Raw genomic sequence first — 17,358 nt, 5'->3', positions numbered from 1 at the left:
CGGGCCCGTGCAGCAATGCCGGCGCACCGTGTGCACGTCCGGTCCTGCTGCCCGGGGTCGAGCTGGTGCGGCGAGCGGACGGTCGCCGCGTCGCAGGAGCGGGACTGACCGTCGGCCCGCCCTCGGACGCGCCAGGACGCGCTAGGACGAGGCGGGGTCACCCCTCGCTTCCGGTGAGGTCGACACCGCGGGCAGCGAAAAACCCGATCGGGTCCACGGCATTGCGGGCAGTCGCCGGTCTGCCGGTGTGCGCCTCAAGGTGGAGATGCGGACCGGAGGAATGCCCGCTGCTGCCGACCAGTCCGAGGACCTGACCGGCAACGACCGGTTGCCCGGCCTCGACCACCGGCCGGTGCAGCAGGTGGCAGTAGCGGGTGACGGACCCGTCGTGGTGCGCGAGGTCGACGTACCAGCCGCAGCCGCGGACCGTGACCGGGTCACCGTCGACGTCGCACGAGTACGGGCTGCCGTCGAGTCGGTGGGCGTTGCAACGCGCCGTCACGACGACCCCGTCCGCCGCAGCGTGTACTGGTGTGCCCCGTCCGGCACCGATGTCGACACCGTCATGCGTCGCCCGGCCCGCGGTGCGGAACCCAGACACGATCCGACCGGACACCGGTCGCCGCCATCCTCCAGCCGCACACCCCACATCGCTGTGCGCACCAGTGGGCGAACGATCGTCGCCGCCAGCCCCCTGCTGCCCGGCCAACGCCGGCGCCGTGGCAGCGACCAGCGCGGCCGCCGCCGGCTCCCACTTTGCGTACGCATCCGGGTAGGCGCTGTGCTGCACCCGTTGCGCCGCAACGGTCAGCGGCAACGCCTGCCAGCCGGCGACGCGCAACAGCGCATCATAGAAGCGTCCCGCCGCCCACACCGGGTCGAGCAGCTGTGCCGGGCTGCCCCAGCCCTGGCTCGGGCGCTGCTGAAACAACCCGAGCGAGTCGTGATCGTTGTCGGCGCCGAGATCACCGAGGTTCCGCAACCCGGATTCCTGCATCGCGGTGGCGACGGCGATGACCTGCCCCCGGGCCGGCACGCCCCGCTGCATGCCGACCGTCACGATCACCTGGACGTGATGCACCTGCTCGCTGCTGTACCGGCCGGGAACGGCGCCGGGATCGGCGCCGCAGCCGGCAACGCCGCCGACCAGGACGGCGAGGCCACCGAGACACAGCAATGCGAGCCCGACCACGACACCGAGCAGGACGGACAGGATCCGATTCGTCATACGTCGTCCACGGCAAGGCCGGCAATGTCTGCGCCGGCGGTGGCGACGCTGGGATCGGTCGCCCCGGCCTGTTCCTCGGCCTGTTCCACGGCCTGTTCCACGGCCTGTTCCACGGCCTGCCTGCCGGTCGCCTTGTCGAGGCAGGTGTCGCCGGCCACGACTGCGACCGCGGCCACGATCCGCCGGTTGTCGGCGCCGCCGGGCGAGCATTGCCAGCGGCCGGCCTCGGCGCGGTCCAGAACGCGGCAGCTGACGTCGCAGCCGTCGTCGGCGCACCGGCGGTGGACCGGGTCCGGCGGCGTGATGGTGATCCGGCCGGACACTCGCGTCTGATTGAGCATGTGTGGTGGTTCCTTTCAGCGCAGCATGCACGGGCAGGGTCGTGCCATGTCGACACGACCGGGGACTGCAGGGATTTGGTCCACGCGGACGCCGTCGGCGCCCGTCCAGGCGGATCGGATCGGCTGGGCAGCGACCGGTGCCACGCACCGACCGGCGCAGTGCAGGACCGGCCGTCGGTGCGTGGAGGGGCGTCCGGCAGCGGAGGTCCGCGACCACGGCTGCACGATGTGCACCGACGCGGCGGCCGCGGCAGCGATCACCGACGGATGATCGGGGTCGGGTCGGATCCCGGGCACGGCTGCAGTGCCGTGCCCGGGATGTCGGTGGTGGACGCGGGACGACGGTGTTCCTGCCTGCGATCAGCGACGGTTGTGCGGGTCCCGGCGCGGGCTGCCGGCGTCGGCAGCCCGGCACGGCGTCCGCACGGTGCTGCTCAGCGACGGACCAGGGTCAGCAGCCGCCGGTGGGCGCGGCTCTTCACCTCGTCGTTGCCGCCTTCCAACACGGCGGTGGCGCGGGCTGCGAGGTTGTTGCCGCGCAGCGACCCGGTCGGGCGGACCGTCTGCCGCCAGTCGGTGTATTCGGTGACCGCGCGTTCGGCGGCGTAGGCCGTGCGCCCCAGCTGTGCGGTGTTCGCGGTGTACAGGTCGACGAGCTCATCGACCCGCCGCCGGTGGATGTTCCTGCTGCGGGTGGACGCGTCGTCGGCTGGCGGCTGCCAGAGGTCGTCGACCACATGCCGGAACTCCGCCAACGTCACCTCGGTGCGAGCCAGGGCCTCCTCCTCCGCGGCGAACTCGTCGAAGTACTGCACCGACAGCCCGAGTGTGCGGCGTGCCTCTTCGATCCGGTCCAGGGCGTTGCGGGTGTGTCGCACACCCCAGCGGGTATGCGCGTCGCGGACCGCGAACCGTTCGGTGTTGCGGCACACGGGCCGCCATGGGGTGACGACCACCTGGAACAGGCTGGACCCGTCGTGGCTGTTGAGCGCCACGATGAACGGGATGATCTGGTCAGCGACACCGGCCGCGTCGATGGTGACGGTGTTGGGCAGGCGCATGCAGACGAAGACCTTCCGCCCGTCGCGGACCGCGCCGGCGGACTCCCAGACCACGTCGTGCAGGTCGACGAGATCCTGCAGGAACGCGAACGCGTCCCGGTTCTGCAGGACCTCGTACTTGCTGCCCACGACGCCGAGTCCGGCGCCGGTGTCGTCGCGGACGGTGACGAACTGCTCCGGCAGGACCCGATTCGGGCCGTCGAAGGTGTTGCGGTACTCGACCGGGCGGCGCGCCACCTCGAAGTCGATGCCGCCGAGCTCGAGGACCATCTCGACGTTGCTGGTGCCGCCGGGCACGACGTTGCCGAGCTGGTGCCAGGCGGGAACGCTGCTGTAGAGGGCGACCTGACCGCGGCTGGTGTCCAGACCGTGCTGCGGCAGGACGAGCCCGCCTTGCTGGAGCAGGGTTTCGCCGTTGTCCCAGCTGTCGGGGTCGTTGACCTGGAACCTGCCGTTGCCGAGGGGGATGAGTTTGCCGGCGGCGACGCGGGCGTCGACGTCGGCCTGCCTGGCGCCGGCGGCCTGGATCTGCTCGGCGCGTTCGGCGGCGAACGCCGCGTTGACGTCGACGGGTTGTGCCGTGCTGGACATTGGTGGTGCTCCTTCCGGGTATACGAGACCCGGGCGCCCTGCTGGCGTCCCGGGTGTGGTGCTGCACCGGTACGCCGTTGGGCGTGGAGTGTGTGGATGGGCCAGCCTGTGGCAGGGCCAGTTCCGTGGCGATGCCGTGGTCGTCGGCCGAGCCGATCCACACCGGAGTTGATCGCTATGGGGTGAGCCGGTCAGGTGTCATCGGCATCGGCATCGGACCGGTGGGGGGCGCAAATGTGCCGGACGTGCCTGCGCAGCCGGCAGGTGAACGTCACCGCCCGGGCCTTCCCGGTCATGCAGACCGGCAAGGGCGATCGTCAACGGTCAGATCGCGACGCCGTTGCAGGTGACCGTCGGCGTCGGTTCGACGAGCCGCAGCACCGCGTTGCCCGGCACCGCGCTGCGCTGCCCGCCGTCGTATCCGACGATCCACCAGCCGCCACGGCCCGGCCACGCCGCGGCGACAAGGTGTACCGCACCGTCGCCGGCGACGACCTCGTCGCCGGCACGCAACTGCCGGACCGGCCGCAACCGGATGCCGGCCGCCGCGCGGACCGCCCACGGCGCCACCACACCGCCCAGCGGCATCCCGGGCGTGGGGTGGAACGTCACACCGACCCGGGTGCGGGCGACGGAGGTGACCGTCGCTGCGAACCATGCCGCGCGGACGTTGACGTGTACCGGCTGATCCACCCGCAGCATCGCCGGCCCAGCGCTGGCCGCCAGCGGCGCGGTGCCCGCCGTGAACAGGTACGTCGTCATGGATGAAGCTCCTCAACGGGGAAAGGGGCGAAGACAGACCGGCCGTGCATCGGCCGGGATCGCAGGCCGGGATCGCAGGCCGAGTCGCCGCAGCCGGCGTGCCGGCTGGTATCGGCGGCGACGTGGAAGGGGGCGGGCAGCACGTCGGCCTGCGGCGCATGTCGGTCAGGGCCATCGCGCCTCGGCGATCTCGATCCGCAGCGCCTGCACCGCGGCCCTGCACGCGTCCGCGGCGGTGCGGAAGCGGGCCGCCCGGGCACCGCCGTCGGTGTAGAGCGGGAAGTCGATGCCCCGCCCCCGGTTATGGACCCGCACCCACCACCCCGGCTCGGCGGATGGACCGGTGCCGTCGGTGCTGTCGCGGTGGTCGGTGTCTGGGGTGAGGTAGGCGGTGGCATCGACGCTGCAGGCCGGCGGGTGCACGGCGACGCTGTGCAACGCGCCGTCGATGACCGGTACGGCGGCCGTGACCGACCAGCCCGCCGGCGCCGACGCGGCGAGCGCGGGCAGCGCCTCGGCGACCTGGCTGACCGACACCGCGATTTGCCGTGCGTCCGTCTCGGCTCGACGCCGGTACAGCTCCTCGGCGGGGCTGATCCAGCCGTCGGCGTCCAGGACGAGCCCGGCACCGCAGTGTTGGCAGCGGCGGACGCCGCCGGGTACGACCGGGCTGGGTGTGCCGCACTGCCAGCACGAAGGAGCGTCCGGCCGGCCGGTGGCTGCCGCCGGGTCGGTGGACGCGACGGTCGGCGCGGCCGCGCGGGCGTCCTCGCCGGACTCCTCGCCGGACTCCTCACTGGACTGCGCACCTGTGGCGGTGGCGAGGGTGTGCCGGCCCGACGTGGCAACGGCCTGCGCCGTCAGCGACACCGCGGGATCCGCCAGTGCCGGTGTTGGTGCCGGTGCTGTCGGGCCGGTGGGCGGTGCCGACGACCGGTGCCGAGACCGGTACCGCGCAGCGTCCGCCGATGGCATGCCGTCGCGGCCGGCGTCATACACCACGACACCGCCGCCGTGCCGCTTCGCCGTGTACATCGCCAGGTCCGCGCAGCCGAGCACCGAGTGCGGTTCGCCGCCGCCAGCACCGTCGGTGCGGTGGACACCGGCACTGAACCGGACGGCAACCACATCCTCGCCGTACGTAACCGCGTCGGACAGTAGTGCGGTGAGCGCAACGGCCACGGCGTGCGGTGGACGGGTACTGATCAGGATGAACTCGTCCCCGCCGAGCCTGGCCACGGTGTCGGCGACGCCGGTGCTGCCGGTCGTGGGGCTGCTGTCGGCGACGTCGGCGAGGAGCCAGGCGACGTGGGCGAGGTAGATGTCGCCGCCGCGATGGCCGTGGACGTCGTTGACGCCGTGCATGTCGTCGATGTCGATCAACGCGACAGTGACCGCTTCGCCGGCGTTGTGGGCCTCGGCGAGCCGGCGTTCTGCGACCCTGCGCAGGGGCAGGCCGGTGACCGGGTCGGTGTAGGAAGTGATGAGTTCCGTGCGGAGCTCACCGATGACCCGGCACAGGTCCTCCACCTCGTCGCAGGTCTCGACCAGGCGGGATTCCGTGACGATGAGCATGGTCGTGAGCAGCACCGCGCCGGCGCCGCCGACGACCGCTGGCAGCGTCACCGGGCCGGCGTTCAGGGCGACCATCACCACGACGTAGACGACCAGTGCCAGACTCGGCAGCGGTCGCCGCAACGTGCGGCCGAGCAGATGCAGGTGTGGCATCGTGGACTCCTTTCACGTCCGGCCCGCAACGGCCGGATCATGGGGTCGGAAGACTGCAATGGATGGCCGGATCGGGCTGTGACCGGATCCGGTGACGCGGTCGTCGGACCGGCATGCGTGGCATGCGGCCGCAACCGCGAACAGGCGGACCGGAAACGTTCCGGTCCGCCTGCGGTCGATCGGTTGCGCAACGGGCAGTTCAGTGGGCGAGCAACGCCACCAGGTAGTCGCCGTTGCGCAACTGCGCGATGCGACGGTTGCTGGCGTGCAGGTAGGTCAGCCGGTCGGCGAGCAGGTCACTGGACGCATCCAGGTACGTGCCGTCGACGCCGACGAACGCGGTGCCGGGCACGGCGGTCAGCCACCCGAGGTGGGCATAGGTGTGCCCGCCGGCCTGGAAGGCCTCCAGATGCCCGGTCGGCAGGTCGATGACCTTGTTGGGTAGGGCGTTGTACGTCCGCATCGCCGTGATCCGCGGCTGGGCGAGGTACTGCTGCTGCGCCGTGCCGAGGGGGTACTTGCCCGGGTTGGTGAGGTGACGGCTCCAGAACGTCCAGAACGGCTGGGCGGTCGGGGTGCCTGCCACGACCTGGCTCCAGATCGTCCACCGGTACCAGAACCGGTTGCGTGCGGCGACGCGCATCGCGTCGAGGGCGAGCAGCTTGACCGGGCCGCCCGCGGCGGTGTCCTGCCAGGGCTGGACGAGCTTCCCGCGCCGCAGCCGGGTGCTGATCGTGAAGTGCGCCGCCGGTGCGCCGGTCCACCGTTGCCCGGTGGCGGCGGCGAGGCGGGCGACGGCGTGCCGGGTGAGGTCCTGTGCTGGGGTGTCGTTGGGCAGGCAGACGACGGTCAGTGCGTACGCGGCGTCGGGCATGGTGGATACCTCCAGTGGGTTTGGTTGGCCGCGGTCGCGGCAGGGGCCTCCGTGGCGGAGGCGACATGCGGTGGGTCGCCGACAGCGACAGGGACAGTGACGGCCCAGCGAACAGGGCACGGCTGTGCGGACGCCGCAACGGACGCCGGGTGTGTCTGAAGCGCGATGGTGCGCGATGGTGGAGCGGGTGGGCTGGGCGCCGACGGGCGGGGCAGGCCGACCGGCCAGGAGGCGGGTGGGCGGTGCAACCGCGGGTCGTGGGCGACAAGCCCGAGGGTGGAGCAAACCAAGGATTCACGAATGTGAGCCCTGACCGTAGCCAGCCAACCCAACAGCGCACCAACCGCCGATCCAGCGCCGTCACTGCTATCGACACCCGGCTGATCTGGCCTGTTGGGTGCCATGACCGCCGCGGTCCGGCCGAGCCCATGGACACTGTTGGGGTCGTTGGGTTGCTGTCAGCGGCTGTTGCACGACGGTGGAGGTCCGGTCGCCTCCGCCGACCGCGGGATCCGGTTCGGCCGACGCCTCGGTCTCAGCGATGACGGTCACGGCGGATCGAACAGTGTGACTGAGCGGGATAGATGGCGCGGATGAGCGCGATCGTTGGCCGACGGCCAATGGTGTTGGCGGTCATGTGAGACGTTGCGCGATAGATGGCACTTGTGCGCGATAGATGGCACCGTCTGTCGGGGCACTGGGTCACATCCCGAGGTCGGTGCGCCATCGCGTCCAGAACCGCTGGGTAGGCCGACGTCCAGTCGAGCCGGGTTGTCAGTCGTCAGTCGGTGACGGCTGACCGTCGGTCGGCATACGTACGGTGCGCGCACGACCCTGGGTGTCAGGTGTGCTGCGCCCGATCTCTGCCGGCCTCGACAACCGGCATCGGCCTGTGAGACCTGCTGGCCGGCGGTGCGAGCGACGCCGCTGCCCGGCGCCAGCGGCGTGGTACGCAGTCATAGCGCCCGTGCCCGTGCCAGTGCCCGTGTCGGTACGGTCCGTTCATCCAGGCCGCCGGAGGTGGCCGCGGTTAGCGGGGGCGTGGGTGGCCGGCAGCCCGCGACGTGGGGTTGACCTGTGGAGCACCAGCGGAAGCGCTTGACCGGCGCGCTGGTCGGGTTCGCGAAGCTTGAGGACGAACCTGTGGGCGGCGTTGAGCTGGTGCAGTTTGGCGAGCGGGAGCCGCGGGACGTGCTGACCGACCTGCTGGACGAGACCCACCTGACGTTCGACCGAGTTGTCCTGGCTGCTGCCGCGAGGTGAGCTGTGAGCGCGCCGTTCGCCCGGAGCATCGATCCCGCCCCAGCAGCCGGGCCTCGCGCGCAGCGCGCAGGTACATCAGACGGCGTGGCAGGCGGCTGCGCTCTTCCACGAACAGTCGTTTCGGTGCGCCTACGGGCGCTGTGACCGTGGGGCATGCCCGTCGGCGTCGGATGTGATCGTTTCCAGCGCGTCGCGGAGGGCCGCGCGTGTGGTGACGCCCAGCTTCGGGAACAGCCGGTGCAGGTGGGCGCTCACGGTGCGGTGGGACAGGAACAGTCGCTGGCCGATCTGCTTGTTGGTCAGCCCGGTGGCGGCCAGCGTGGCGATCTGCCGTTCCTGAGTGGTCAGTGCGGCGCCGCGGGCGTCGGGTCGGGCGGTGGTCGGGATCCCGGTGGCACGCAGCTCGTCGCGGGCGCGCTGTGCCCATGGCCGGGCGCCTAGCCGGTCCAGGGTTTCCAGGGCTGCGCGCAGGTGGAGGCGGGCCTGCGTGGTGTCGCGGGTGCGGCGCAGCCATTCGCCGTAGGCGAGGTGGATCCGGGCCTGTTCAAACGGCTGGCGGTCGGTCTCGGGCAGCGACAGGGCGGCCTCGAAGAGTCCGCCGGCGTCCTCGTCGGGGGCGGCCAGGGCTGCCGCGCCGGCGGTGATGAGGGCCGTCCTGGCAGAGATGCGGTCTTCGCCCGCCTGCTGGGCGGCAGCGACCCAAGCGCGGGCCTCGTCGCTGTGTCCGGTCCGGACGGCTGCCGCGACGAGGTCCAGCACCATCCAGGAGCTGGCGAGGCCGGGGTTGGTCCTGCCATGTGAGTTGAGCTGTGACGATTGGACGTAGGCAGCCTCGTAGTCGCCCTCGCCCATGGCCGCGAAGGCTCGAGCGTATCGGGCGAACGTCTGCATCGTGCCGACACGGCGCGGGGCCGCCCACGTCGTGATCTCGTCGCTGAGGGTGCGGGCGAGATCCGCGTCTCCGCGGAGGGCCGCGATGATGGCAAGGTGGCCGCGCAGCTGACCGGCAAGAAGGTGGTAGCCGTGGGTGGTGGCCAGGTCCAGTCCCTGCTGTGCCAGGTGCTCGGCCTCGACCCAATGTCCGTGGTTGTAGGAGTCGCCGCTGAGCAGCAGCAATCCGGAAATGACCAGGCCGGTTCCGCCGCTGTCGCGTTCTCGTTCGATCATGCGCCGCAGTAGCTGACGGTGTGGCGCCAGCATGTCCAGCACCAGAGCCGCATAGGCCATGGGGACGAGCTGCCAGGGTGGCGGGTCGGCGGGCAGGGCGACCAGAGCGTCGGCGAGTCTCTTGCGCACCGAGTGTGTGACGCGGCCGGGGTCCGTGAGCGCGTCGTAGCACAGTCGCAGGTGCGTGGTCCCCTCCGAACTGAACCGGGCCAGCGCGCGCCCGAGGTGCTGCCACGGCTCTGGCTGATCGGCGTAGACGCAGACGAATAGCAGCGCGTTCAGCATGGCGTTGACCCAGCCGCTGCCGGTCTCGGCCGTGTCCGCGTCGTCGAGCGCCTGGGCCAGGAGCCGGTGTGCGGCATCGACGTCGCCCTCGCCGTGCATGAGGTAGGTCGCCGTTGCGGCGGCGAAGGCCGATCCGGTCCGCGTGTCCTGCGTCTGCCCGGCGTCGTCGCCTGCCTGTTTGGCGTCGGTCAGCAGGCGGGTCACCTGGTCGAACTGTTCGGTCGTGTTGGCGAGGTAGGCGGCCTCGATGAGTCTGCGGGACCGGTCGGCCGGTTGCGGGCTGAGTTCGGCGGCGCGCGCCAGCCGGGTCACCGTCGCGGACCCGTTGCAGCCCAGCCGGGAGGAAAGGGCCGCGTCCTCGAGTGCACGGGCCACCGATTCGTCCGGTCCTGTTGCGGCTTCGGCCAGATGCCACGCCCGGCGCCCCGGGTCGTCGGTCAGTACTGCGGCCAATGCCAGGTGCGCCGATCGGCGTTCATCCGGCGGTGTCGCCTGCACGATCGCCGAGCGGATCAGCGGATGGCGAAACGACATGCGGCCGGGGCGTGCGTCGGCGTGGACGAGGCCGGCCCGTCGCGCTGGGGCGAGGTCACCGACTTCCGCGGGATTTGGTGCAGTGGACTGCAGGGCCGCCCGGATCGTGCCTGGGCCGGCATCGGCGTCCAGCGCGGCCAGCAGGAGCAGCTGCCGGGTCGGTGCGGGCAGGGCCGGTGCCCCGGCGGCGAAGACCGCCTCCAGCCGGCGGGAGAGCGGCAGGAATGTAGGCAGCGGTTCCTGGCCGGATCGTTGAGCGTCGGTCAGCGCCGTGGGTAGCTCCCGCAGTGCGAACGGGTTGCCGGCGGCCTCGGCCACCAGGCGGCGCCGGGACGCCGGCGCGAGGCCCGGGTGCCACGCGTCTAGCAGCGCGGCCGCGGGTTGGTCGGCCAGCGGCCCGATCTCCCGCTCGGGGAGCCCGACCTGGTGCAGGAGGCTGGAGGCGCCGCTGCGGGCGGCGGCCAGCAGCATGATCGGGTCGGTGCCGATCCGCCGGGCGGCGAACCCGAGTACGGTCGCGCTGCCCCGGTCGATCCACTGCACGTCGTCGACCACCAGCAGCAGCGGGCGCCCTGCGGCGACCTCGCCCAGCAGGGCAAGCACCGCTGTGGAGACGAGCACAGGATCAAGGGCAGTGCGCTGCGGCAGATCGAGGACCTGTCGCAGGACGTCGCCATGGCCGGCTGGGAGCCGATCGATCCGCGCCCGGATCGGGTAGATCAGTTGATGCACCACCGACAGGCCGATCCCGGCCTCGAACTCCACCCCGGATGCGCGCAGTACCCGCATTCCGGCTGTCTCTGCCCGCGCCGCCGCGACGTCCAGCAACGCGGACTTTCCGATCCCCGGGTCGCCATGCAGCAACAGGCCGGCTTCGACCCGGCTGCGGCCGCTGAGCGACGCGTCGATCAGTTCCAGCTCCTCCGTGCGCCCCAGCAGCTCAACTACTGGCAGTGATGGTCCTGGTTGTCTGCTTTGATGTCGTTCGCCGGAAACATTCGGACGGATTGACGAGGAGGATTTCGCATCGGCCACCGGGAGAATCTCCATACTTCTGCCAGCCATGGCATCCATGAGCAGCGGACTATGCGTTCCGCCGACGCCCAGTCCAGCGTAGCCCGCGCCCTCGGGCCGGGCCGCGATGCATCCTGTGCTAAGTCACGCTGAGTAGCTGTGGGCTGTGACTCGCCGCATGCCGGTTCGATGCAGTCATCTGACACGTGCCGGCGACTGACCGCCGTCACACCATCGACTGAGGAACCGAGTCGATACGAGGAGACGAAGCATGCGTGTCGTCATGATCGCCCCGCCGGGCGCGGGCAAGGGAACGCAAGGTGGCCTGATCGCGGCTCATTTCGGGATCCCGCACGTTGCGACGGGTGAGCTGCTGCGCGACCACGTGGCCCGGCGCACCGACCTCGGCCGCTCCATTGAGGGACACCTCGATCGCGGCGAGCTGGTACCGGACGACGTCATGATGGACGTCGTCCGCATGGCGTTCCTCGACGCCAAGGCGGGCAGTGGCGGCTACGTGCTCGACGGGGTGCCTCGCACCATGGACCAGGCACGGGCGGGATACGCGATCGCTCGCGAGCTCGGGATGCTCGCGGACGTCGCGCTGCACCTGCGGGCCGACGATCACGAACTGATGCGGCGCCTGCTGGCCCGCGCGGATCTCGAGCACCGCTCCGACGACACCGAAAAGGTCATCCGGAAGCGGCTGAAGGTGTACCACCGGATGACCCACCCGATCGTGGCCTGGTATGCGCAGCGCGGCATCCTCGTCTCGGTGGACGCGATGCGCCCGGCCGAGCAGGTGAGCCGGGACATTCTCGCCGCGCTCGACGCGAGGCGCCCACTCGTCGGCGACGTCTGCGAATAGCGCGCCGCCTCGATGCACGTTGTCCGATGCGGTCCTCTGACCGCGTACCCGGGCCGCCCGCCGGCACAGGACTGCGTGCGGGCGGCCACGACAGATTGAACGCCATGACATCCTCGCCGCAGCGCAACGCCAACGACCTCACCCGATTCGTTGCGGCGCAGGCCGCGTTGCGGCGCGTCGCCATGCTCGTCGGACGAGGTGCTCCCCAGGCCGAGGTCTTCGACGCCGTCGCCACCGAATTGGGACAGCTCGCCGGCGCCGACGGGGCGAGCATCGTCCGCTACGAGTCCGACGGCACCGCGACCGTGGTAGCGGGCTGGGGCCGGTCCGGCGCGGTGATCCCGGTCGGCGCGAACGTGTCACTGGAGGGCCGCAGCGTGACGGCTCTGGTGTCGCGCACCGGCCGCTCCGCTCGGATGGACAGCTACGCGGACGCTCCAGGCCCGCTCGCCGCGCTCCTGCGCGAGCAGGGCATCCGTTCGACGGTCGGCGCCCCGATCGTTGTCGAGGGACGCGTCTGGGGCGTCGTGACCGCCTCCATGTCACGGGACGAGCCGCTGGCCCCGGACGCCGAGGTGCGTCTTGCGTACTCCACCGAGCTGATCGCCGCCGTCATCGCCAACGCTCAGGCCCGCGCTGATCTGGCTGCCTCCCGGGCACGGGAGGCAGCCGTCGCCGACCAGGCCCGGCGGCGCATCGAACGCAACCTGCACGACGGCGTCCAGCAGCAGCTCGTCGCGCTCATCCTCGAAGTGGGAAATGCCCAGGTGAACATTCCGGCCGAGATGCCGCAACTGCGGCAGTTGCTGGCCACGGTGAAGCAGGAGCTGACCGGCGTGCTGGACGACCTGCGGGACATCTCGCGCGGCTTGTACCCGGCGATCCTGTCCGACGTCGGGCTGCAGCCCGCGCTCAACGGGCTCATCCGGCGTTCCCCCATCCCGGTCGAGCTCAACGCGCACCTCGCGGGCCGGCTTCCCGAACCGGCCGAGGTAGCGGCCTACTACATCGTGTCCGAGTCGTTGGCCAACGCAGCCAAGCATGCGCACGCCTCGCGCGTCCACATCGACGCGGCGGTCCGGGACGGCTGGCTGCACCTGTCCGTCGCGGACGACGGCGCCGGCGGCGCCGACCCGGCACGTGGCTCCGGCCTCGTCGGGCTGACCGACCGGGTCGACGCGATGGGCGGATCTTTCACGATCAACAGCCCTGCCGGCCAGGGCACCCATCTGCAGGTACACCTGCCGCTTTGAGCATCTTGAACATGTGACCTGCGCCAGCTGACGGGACCGGCGGTATGCCGTTCTCGCTCACCTGGGAATGAGGGAGGGAGCGGGTCAGTGCACTCGGCCCGGGAGCGGCCCAAGGGCTTCCTCGCCGATGACGGTCACGGCGGGTCGAGCAGCCGCAACGGATCGTCGAGCGGCTGTGGCGCCGCCGGGTTGAGCGGGCCGGGTTCGCCGTGCTCGCCGGGTAGGTCGGCCAGACGCAGCCGGTGCCGGCCGTTGCCGGCGACCCGCCACACCGGCCCGGCCGGGCCGTGCAGGCCACGCAGCCGACCTGGATCACGGGCGGCCTCCGGTGACGTGGTCGCGACGACCAGTGTCGGCTCAGGCTGGTCGGCGAGCCGGTGATGCAGGTGCTGTTCCCGGGCCCGTGTCGGCAGCACGAACAGCACCGGGTACGCGGGGCCGCCGGCGGCTCGCAGCCGGCGCTGCGCGGCGAGTTTGTCGATCAGCCGGCCGACCGGTTCGGTGCCGCGGTCCAGCTCGAGGAAGAACCCCGTCTCGGCGTCGCCGTCGGCCCACACGCCGTGCCCGTCTGGATGGATCCGCTGCCCGAACGCTGCCGCGGTCCTGCGCTCCGACCACCACCGGCGCAGCCCGGTGTTCGGGTGCTGGCGGGCGTGGCTGAGCAGCGTGATGAAGAAGTCGTTGACGGCCAGCAGGTGCAGCAGGGTGGGGCTGGCGCAGATGCGGTCCTGCCGGTCCTGCAGCTGCCGGTGGTTGGGTGGGTGTTCGTCGCGGGCGAGTGCGGCGTACCGCGCTGACAGCATGCCGGGAACCCAGCAGGCCGGGTTCGGTTGCCCCGGTCGGTTGCGCAGGAACCGGTCGATGAACCGTATGCCGCGCAGGTCGTTGAGGCGGTGCTGGCAGGTGGTGATGCTGGTGAACAAGACCGTGGTGATCTGGTCGGTGGTGAGGGTGGTGTGTTCGTCCAGCAGCGCGGCGATCGTGTAGTCGCGTGGCCGCAGCCGATGTGAGATGTCGATCAGCGCGGTGGGGGCGGGACGGGCGCTGCGGGAACGTCCACCCTTCCCAACGGGTCCAGCCTGCCCAGTCGGTTCGGTGGGTCCGGTGGATCTGGTGGGTCTGGTGGGTCTGGTGGGTCCGGTGGAGGGTGGCACGGTGGTATCCGTGCTTCCCCGTCTGGACCTGTCCCCTTGGGAGGGGTGTCGGGTTTCGGGGCGTGCGGACATGATGGCTCCTACCTGCGGTGTTGGTTGGCTGAGGGCGGCAGTGGGCCGGCAGTACCCTGCCGGCCCTGTGCCGGGGGTTTGACCGGCCAACAGACCGGGGAGTCGACCGGGGGCGTCGACCAGGGGCGTCGACCAGGGGCGTCGATCAGCCGTCCGAGGCCCTACGGGCACCGGATCAGCGGCGCGCCGGCGGCGCTGCGTCGTCAGCAGAGACGTGATCCGGCCGGTCGGGGACGGCGGCCGGGGCTCGACGACCGGCCCGGACGTCGGGCGTCCAGTTGTCAAGGGCCCTTGGCCGTGGCTGCTGTGGTCAGGTGCTCGGGCGGTCGTGTTCCTGCGGCACGGGCTCGTCGTGCGCGCCGACACCGGCCAGCTGCGCGATACCGGCCCGACCAGCGGACTTGCTGGAGTTGCTGGAGTTGCTGGAGTTGCTGGTGTCACGGTCGGCCGGTGACTGTCCCCGGTGCCGCCGGCTCCCACCGTCGAGGGTGCGTTGGTGCGTGCCGACGGCCGCGGCGGCGACCTGCCGCACCGCGGTGGCTTCACCGACGACGGCGCGGGCCGGGTTGGTCCGGAGCGTGAACGCGGCGGTTTCCCGGCCGTCGACGACGAGCCGGCACGCGGCCCGGTAGGCATCCATGTGCGACAGGTCATGCTCGTTGAGTTCCGGCAGGGTGTGCCGGGCCAGCTGATGCGCGTCCTCCGGCGCGCAACTGAAGAAGATCTTGTTGCGGGCGTTCGCAGAGATCGCCAATTGAGTGTCGCGGGGCATCTGGGTCAGGTTCTGATGAGCCAGGACGAGCCCGAAGTGGTAGCCGCGGGCCTCGGCGAGCATGTCCCCGACGCTGCCGGGCAGGTTCAAGAAGTTGTGCGCCTCGTCGATGTACGCGGCGGCGTCACGGCGTTGCTGCTCCGGCAGCCGGACCCGACCGGTCGCCGCCTGCCACGCCGACGCGACGATGAACGAGCCCATCAGCCGGGCTGTCTCCTCACCGATCTGCCCTTTCGGCAACCGTGCCAGGAGGATCCCGCCGTCCAGGACCCGCCGCATGTCGAAGGTGGACTGCGGCGCGCCGAGCGTGCGACGCACGAAGTCCCGCAGCAGGAACGCCCGCAGCCGGGACAGCACCGGACCGATCACCTGCGCCCGCAACGGCGGCGGCGTCGACTCGAACCACTCCCAGTAGCCGCGCAGCCCTTCAGGGTCATCCAGGTCCTGGGTGAACGCATGCCGGAACTGCCGGTCGTTCAACAGCGGCGGGATCAACGTCAACGTGGCGTTCGCCTTGCGCATCAGGGTCAGGCACGCGACCCGCAGCGTGTCGTCGATCCGCGGCCCCCAGTGTTTGGCGAAGATCCGGCCGAAGATGCTGACGATGTTGTCCACGACCAGGTCGTGGTCGTCGCCGGCAAGAGGGTTCAGGATCGTGCCCGACGGCTGGTCCGGGTCGATGATGACGAGCCGGTCGGCGAACCTGGCCGGAATCCGATCGAGCAGGTCGATGACGAGGTCACCTTTAGGATCGATGACGATCGTGCCGCGCCGGGCGTGGATGTCATCAAGGATCATGTTGAGCAGCAGCGTGCTCTTCCCGGAGCCGGTCGACCCGAGCACATGCAGGTGTTGCCGGCTGTCGGCGACGTTGACGGCGACGGCGTGCCCACCGACGTCGGCCTTACCGAGCATCTTCGTGCCGCGGCCACCGGACGGCACGCTCACCGGTGCCGGCCGTGGTGTGGCGCGGGCCCGGTCCAGGCCGGGTACGGCGATGTCGTACGGCAGCGCGGCAATCGCGGCGAGCTCCGTGGTGGACAGCAGGAACCCGCGCCGCAGCACCCGCGCGGCCAGGACCGCCGCCGGCTGCGGCAACGCGAGCCGCCGCAGCCGGTTCCGGCCGGTGTAGACACCGAACGCGGCGACGACACCGTCGGCGACGGCGGCCAGCCGCGGCAGCATCCCGGCCGCGTCCCCGCCACGACTGCGGCCACGCCCACCGCCGCGCCCGTCGCCACGCCCACCGATGCGAGCGTCGGCGCGGCCGCCGGCGCGGTGGGTGCGGGCGACGCCGTAGCGGACCGCGACCTCCCACTGCGGGCCGGTCAACTTGTCGACCGCGGCACGCACGTCCCGGTCCCGCTGCGGGTCACCGCCCGTCACCGGCCCGGGCCGGCCCGAGCTGCGACCGGCCCGGCCACGGCCAGGACTGAGGACCACGAGGACCTCGAGGAGCAGGTCTAGCCCGGCACGCATCCACCGTTCCGGGTCCAGCACGCCGCCGGGCGCCGGCGTCCCGGACCGCAGTGCCTGGACCCCGGCGCGCAGGCGCTGCAGCTGCCGGCCGGAGGCCGGACGGGCGAGGATCTGCACGCAGGCGCGTTCCGCGGTGTGCAGATTCGACGCGGCAGCGATCAGGGTCCGCAGCGGGTCGTTGTCGTGGTCGGTCTGCAGCGGGAACCACGCGGGCATCGCCGGGGTGAGCGCACCCCCGACCGCTGCGGCGTCCGCCGGCAGCGGCGGGTCCGCGTCCAGGACCGTGACACCGGCGCCGGGCCAGGCACCGAGGATCGCGGCCCGGACCGGACCGACGTGCACGCTGCCGGGCAGCCACACGGCGATGGTCAGGGCCCGGCCACCCCACCGGTACTCCACGGCGATGTGGTGCCGGCCGTGCCGCAGCCGACGCTGCCACCCGGTGCGGAGGACCTCGGCGATCGTGGTCCAGAACACGGCGGCGCCGGCCGGGTCGACCTCCGGTGGGGGACTGATGACGACGACCTGGGCGTGCCTGGCCATCGCCTGCTGCCGGCGGCGGGTCAGCACCGCCCGGCCGAGATACCCGCCAGCGGCGAGCAGGCCGCCGGCGGCGGCTACGGCGCCGGCGGACCAGGGGTGCTGCGCGGTCCACGACGTGACGGCCGCGACGGTGTCGAGCAGCCACGCGGACGGACCGGTCAGCGCCGGAGCTGGTGGCGGCGGGGGAGTGGAGTCTTCGAACACGATGTATGCGGACACGAGCTGCCCTTCTCCGGCAGGAACGCAAGGAAGGGCCGTGGGGGGGGGGGGGGGGGGGGCCCGGCCGCCCGACGACTGGTGTGGGGGGTGTTGGGTGTGTGGTGGGGGGGGGGGTGGCGTGGGAGTAATTGTATTTATTGTTAGTTGAAT

At 71.6% G+C, this 17,358-nt stretch carries 12 protein-coding genes; 3 read left to right on the top strand and 9 right to left on the bottom strand.

What is annotated here, in order from left to right; all coding sequences use genetic code 11:
• Window positions 1-157: 157 nt before the first annotated feature.
• The 6 genes from AB0K00_RS53990 to AB0K00_RS53965 form a co-directional block, all read right to left on the bottom strand.
• Window positions 158-1,228, bottom strand: coding sequence for a M23 family metallopeptidase (locus AB0K00_RS53990; RefSeq protein WP_363538822.1), 1,071 nt, complete (start codon window positions 1,226-1,228; stop codon window positions 158-160).
• Window positions 1,225-1,569 (bottom strand): hypothetical protein, encoded by a 345-nt coding sequence (locus AB0K00_RS53985; protein WP_363538820.1) that lies wholly within the window; start codon window positions 1,567-1,569, stop codon window positions 1,225-1,227. The genes AB0K00_RS53990 and AB0K00_RS53985 overlap by 4 nt, the downstream gene beginning before the upstream one ends.
• A 434-nt stretch (window positions 1,570-2,003) precedes the next feature.
• The gene (locus AB0K00_RS53980) at window positions 2,004-3,221 is read right to left on the bottom strand and encodes a DUF932 domain-containing protein (protein ID WP_363538818.1); all 1,218 of its coding nucleotides are present in this window, start codon (window positions 3,219-3,221) and stop codon (window positions 2,004-2,006) included.
• Between the two features lie 324 nt (window positions 3,222-3,545).
• A complete protein-coding gene (locus tag AB0K00_RS53975; RefSeq protein ID WP_363538816.1) occupies window positions 3,546-3,983 on the bottom strand; it encodes a hypothetical protein in 438 nt (145 codons plus the stop codon).
• 165 nt (window positions 3,984-4,148) lie between these two features.
• On the bottom strand, window positions 4,149-5,711 hold the full coding sequence (locus tag AB0K00_RS53970) for a GGDEF domain-containing protein (protein ID WP_363538814.1): 1,563 nt from the start codon (window positions 5,709-5,711) through the stop codon (window positions 4,149-4,151).
• 199 nt (window positions 5,712-5,910) lie between these two features.
• Window positions 5,911-6,585 (bottom strand): hypothetical protein, encoded by a 675-nt coding sequence (locus AB0K00_RS53965; protein ID WP_363538812.1) that lies wholly within the window; start codon window positions 6,583-6,585, stop codon window positions 5,911-5,913.
• A 1,077-nt stretch (window positions 6,586-7,662) separates the two neighbouring features.
• Here AB0K00_RS53965 and AB0K00_RS53960 point away from each other — a divergent pair.
• Window positions 7,663-7,848: a hypothetical protein gene (locus AB0K00_RS53960; protein ID WP_363538810.1), complete on the top strand. Its 186-nt coding sequence runs from the start codon at window positions 7,663-7,665 to the stop codon at window positions 7,846-7,848.
• 129 nt (window positions 7,849-7,977) lie between these two features.
• Here AB0K00_RS53960 and AB0K00_RS53955 read toward each other — a convergent pair whose 3' ends face one another.
• A complete protein-coding gene (locus AB0K00_RS53955; protein ID WP_363538849.1) occupies window positions 7,978-10,884 on the bottom strand; it encodes an AAA family ATPase in 2,907 nt (968 codons plus the stop codon).
• A 235-nt stretch (window positions 10,885-11,119) separates the two neighbouring features.
• Here AB0K00_RS53955 and AB0K00_RS53950 point away from each other — a divergent pair, with 235 nt between their 5' ends.
• Entirely contained in the window at window positions 11,120-11,716 is a 597-nt protein-coding gene (locus AB0K00_RS53950) for an adenylate kinase (RefSeq protein ID WP_363538808.1), read from the top strand.
• Window positions 11,717-11,820: 104 nt separating this feature from the next.
• A complete protein-coding gene (locus AB0K00_RS53945) occupies window positions 11,821-12,969 on the top strand; it encodes a GAF domain-containing protein (protein WP_363538806.1) in 1,149 nt (382 codons plus the stop codon).
• Between the two features lie 134 nt (window positions 12,970-13,103).
• On the opposite strand, the gene AB0K00_RS53940 is transcribed toward AB0K00_RS53945, so the two are convergent.
• The gene (locus tag AB0K00_RS53940; protein ID WP_363538804.1) at window positions 13,104-14,123 is read right to left on the bottom strand and encodes a replication-relaxation family protein; all 1,020 of its coding nucleotides are present in this window, start codon (window positions 14,121-14,123) and stop codon (window positions 13,104-13,106) included.
• 382 nt (window positions 14,124-14,505) lie between these two features.
• Window positions 14,506-17,208 (bottom strand): type IV secretion system DNA-binding domain-containing protein, encoded by a 2,703-nt coding sequence (locus AB0K00_RS53935; protein WP_363538802.1) that lies wholly within the window; start codon window positions 17,206-17,208, stop codon window positions 14,506-14,508.
• Between the last annotated feature and the right edge of the window lie 150 nt (window positions 17,209-17,358).

It is taken from the genome of Dactylosporangium sp. NPDC049525, from assembly GCF_040676755.1.
In the GTDB taxonomy this organism is placed as follows: domain Bacteria; phylum Actinomycetota; class Actinomycetes; order Mycobacteriales; family Micromonosporaceae; genus Dactylosporangium.
Note: the sequence above shows the minus strand (reverse complement) of the source record. Positions and strands in the feature narration are given on the sequence as shown.

Bases quoted from the DNA above. Each gene is read 5' to 3' on its own strand.
- AB0K00_RS53955 (WP_363538849.1), bottom strand. From the start codon at position 10,884: ATGGAGATTCTCCCGGTGGCCGATGCGAAATCCTCCTCGTCAATCCGT.
- AB0K00_RS53990 (WP_363538822.1), bottom strand. From the start codon at position 1,228: ATGACGAATCGGATCCTGTCCGTCCTGCTCGGTGTCGTGGTCGGGCTC.
- AB0K00_RS53975 (WP_363538816.1), bottom strand. From the start codon at position 3,983: ATGACGACGTACCTGTTCACGGCGGGCACCGCGCCGCTGGCGGCCAGC.
- AB0K00_RS53950 (WP_363538808.1), top strand. From the start codon at position 11,120: ATGCGTGTCGTCATGATCGCCCCGCCGGGCGCGGGCAAGGGAACGCAA.
- AB0K00_RS53970 (WP_363538814.1), bottom strand. From the start codon at position 5,711: ATGCCACACCTGCATCTGCTCGGCCGCACGTTGCGGCGACCGCTGCCG.
- AB0K00_RS53980 (WP_363538818.1), bottom strand. From the start codon at position 3,221: ATGTCCAGCACGGCACAACCCGTCGACGTCAACGCGGCGTTCGCCGCC.
- AB0K00_RS53945 (WP_363538806.1), top strand. From the start codon at position 11,821: ATGACATCCTCGCCGCAGCGCAACGCCAACGACCTCACCCGATTCGTT.
- AB0K00_RS53985 (WP_363538820.1), bottom strand. From the start codon at position 1,569: ATGCTCAATCAGACGCGAGTGTCCGGCCGGATCACCATCACGCCGCCG.
- AB0K00_RS53965 (WP_363538812.1), bottom strand. From the start codon at position 6,585: ATGCCCGACGCCGCGTACGCACTGACCGTCGTCTGCCTGCCCAACGAC.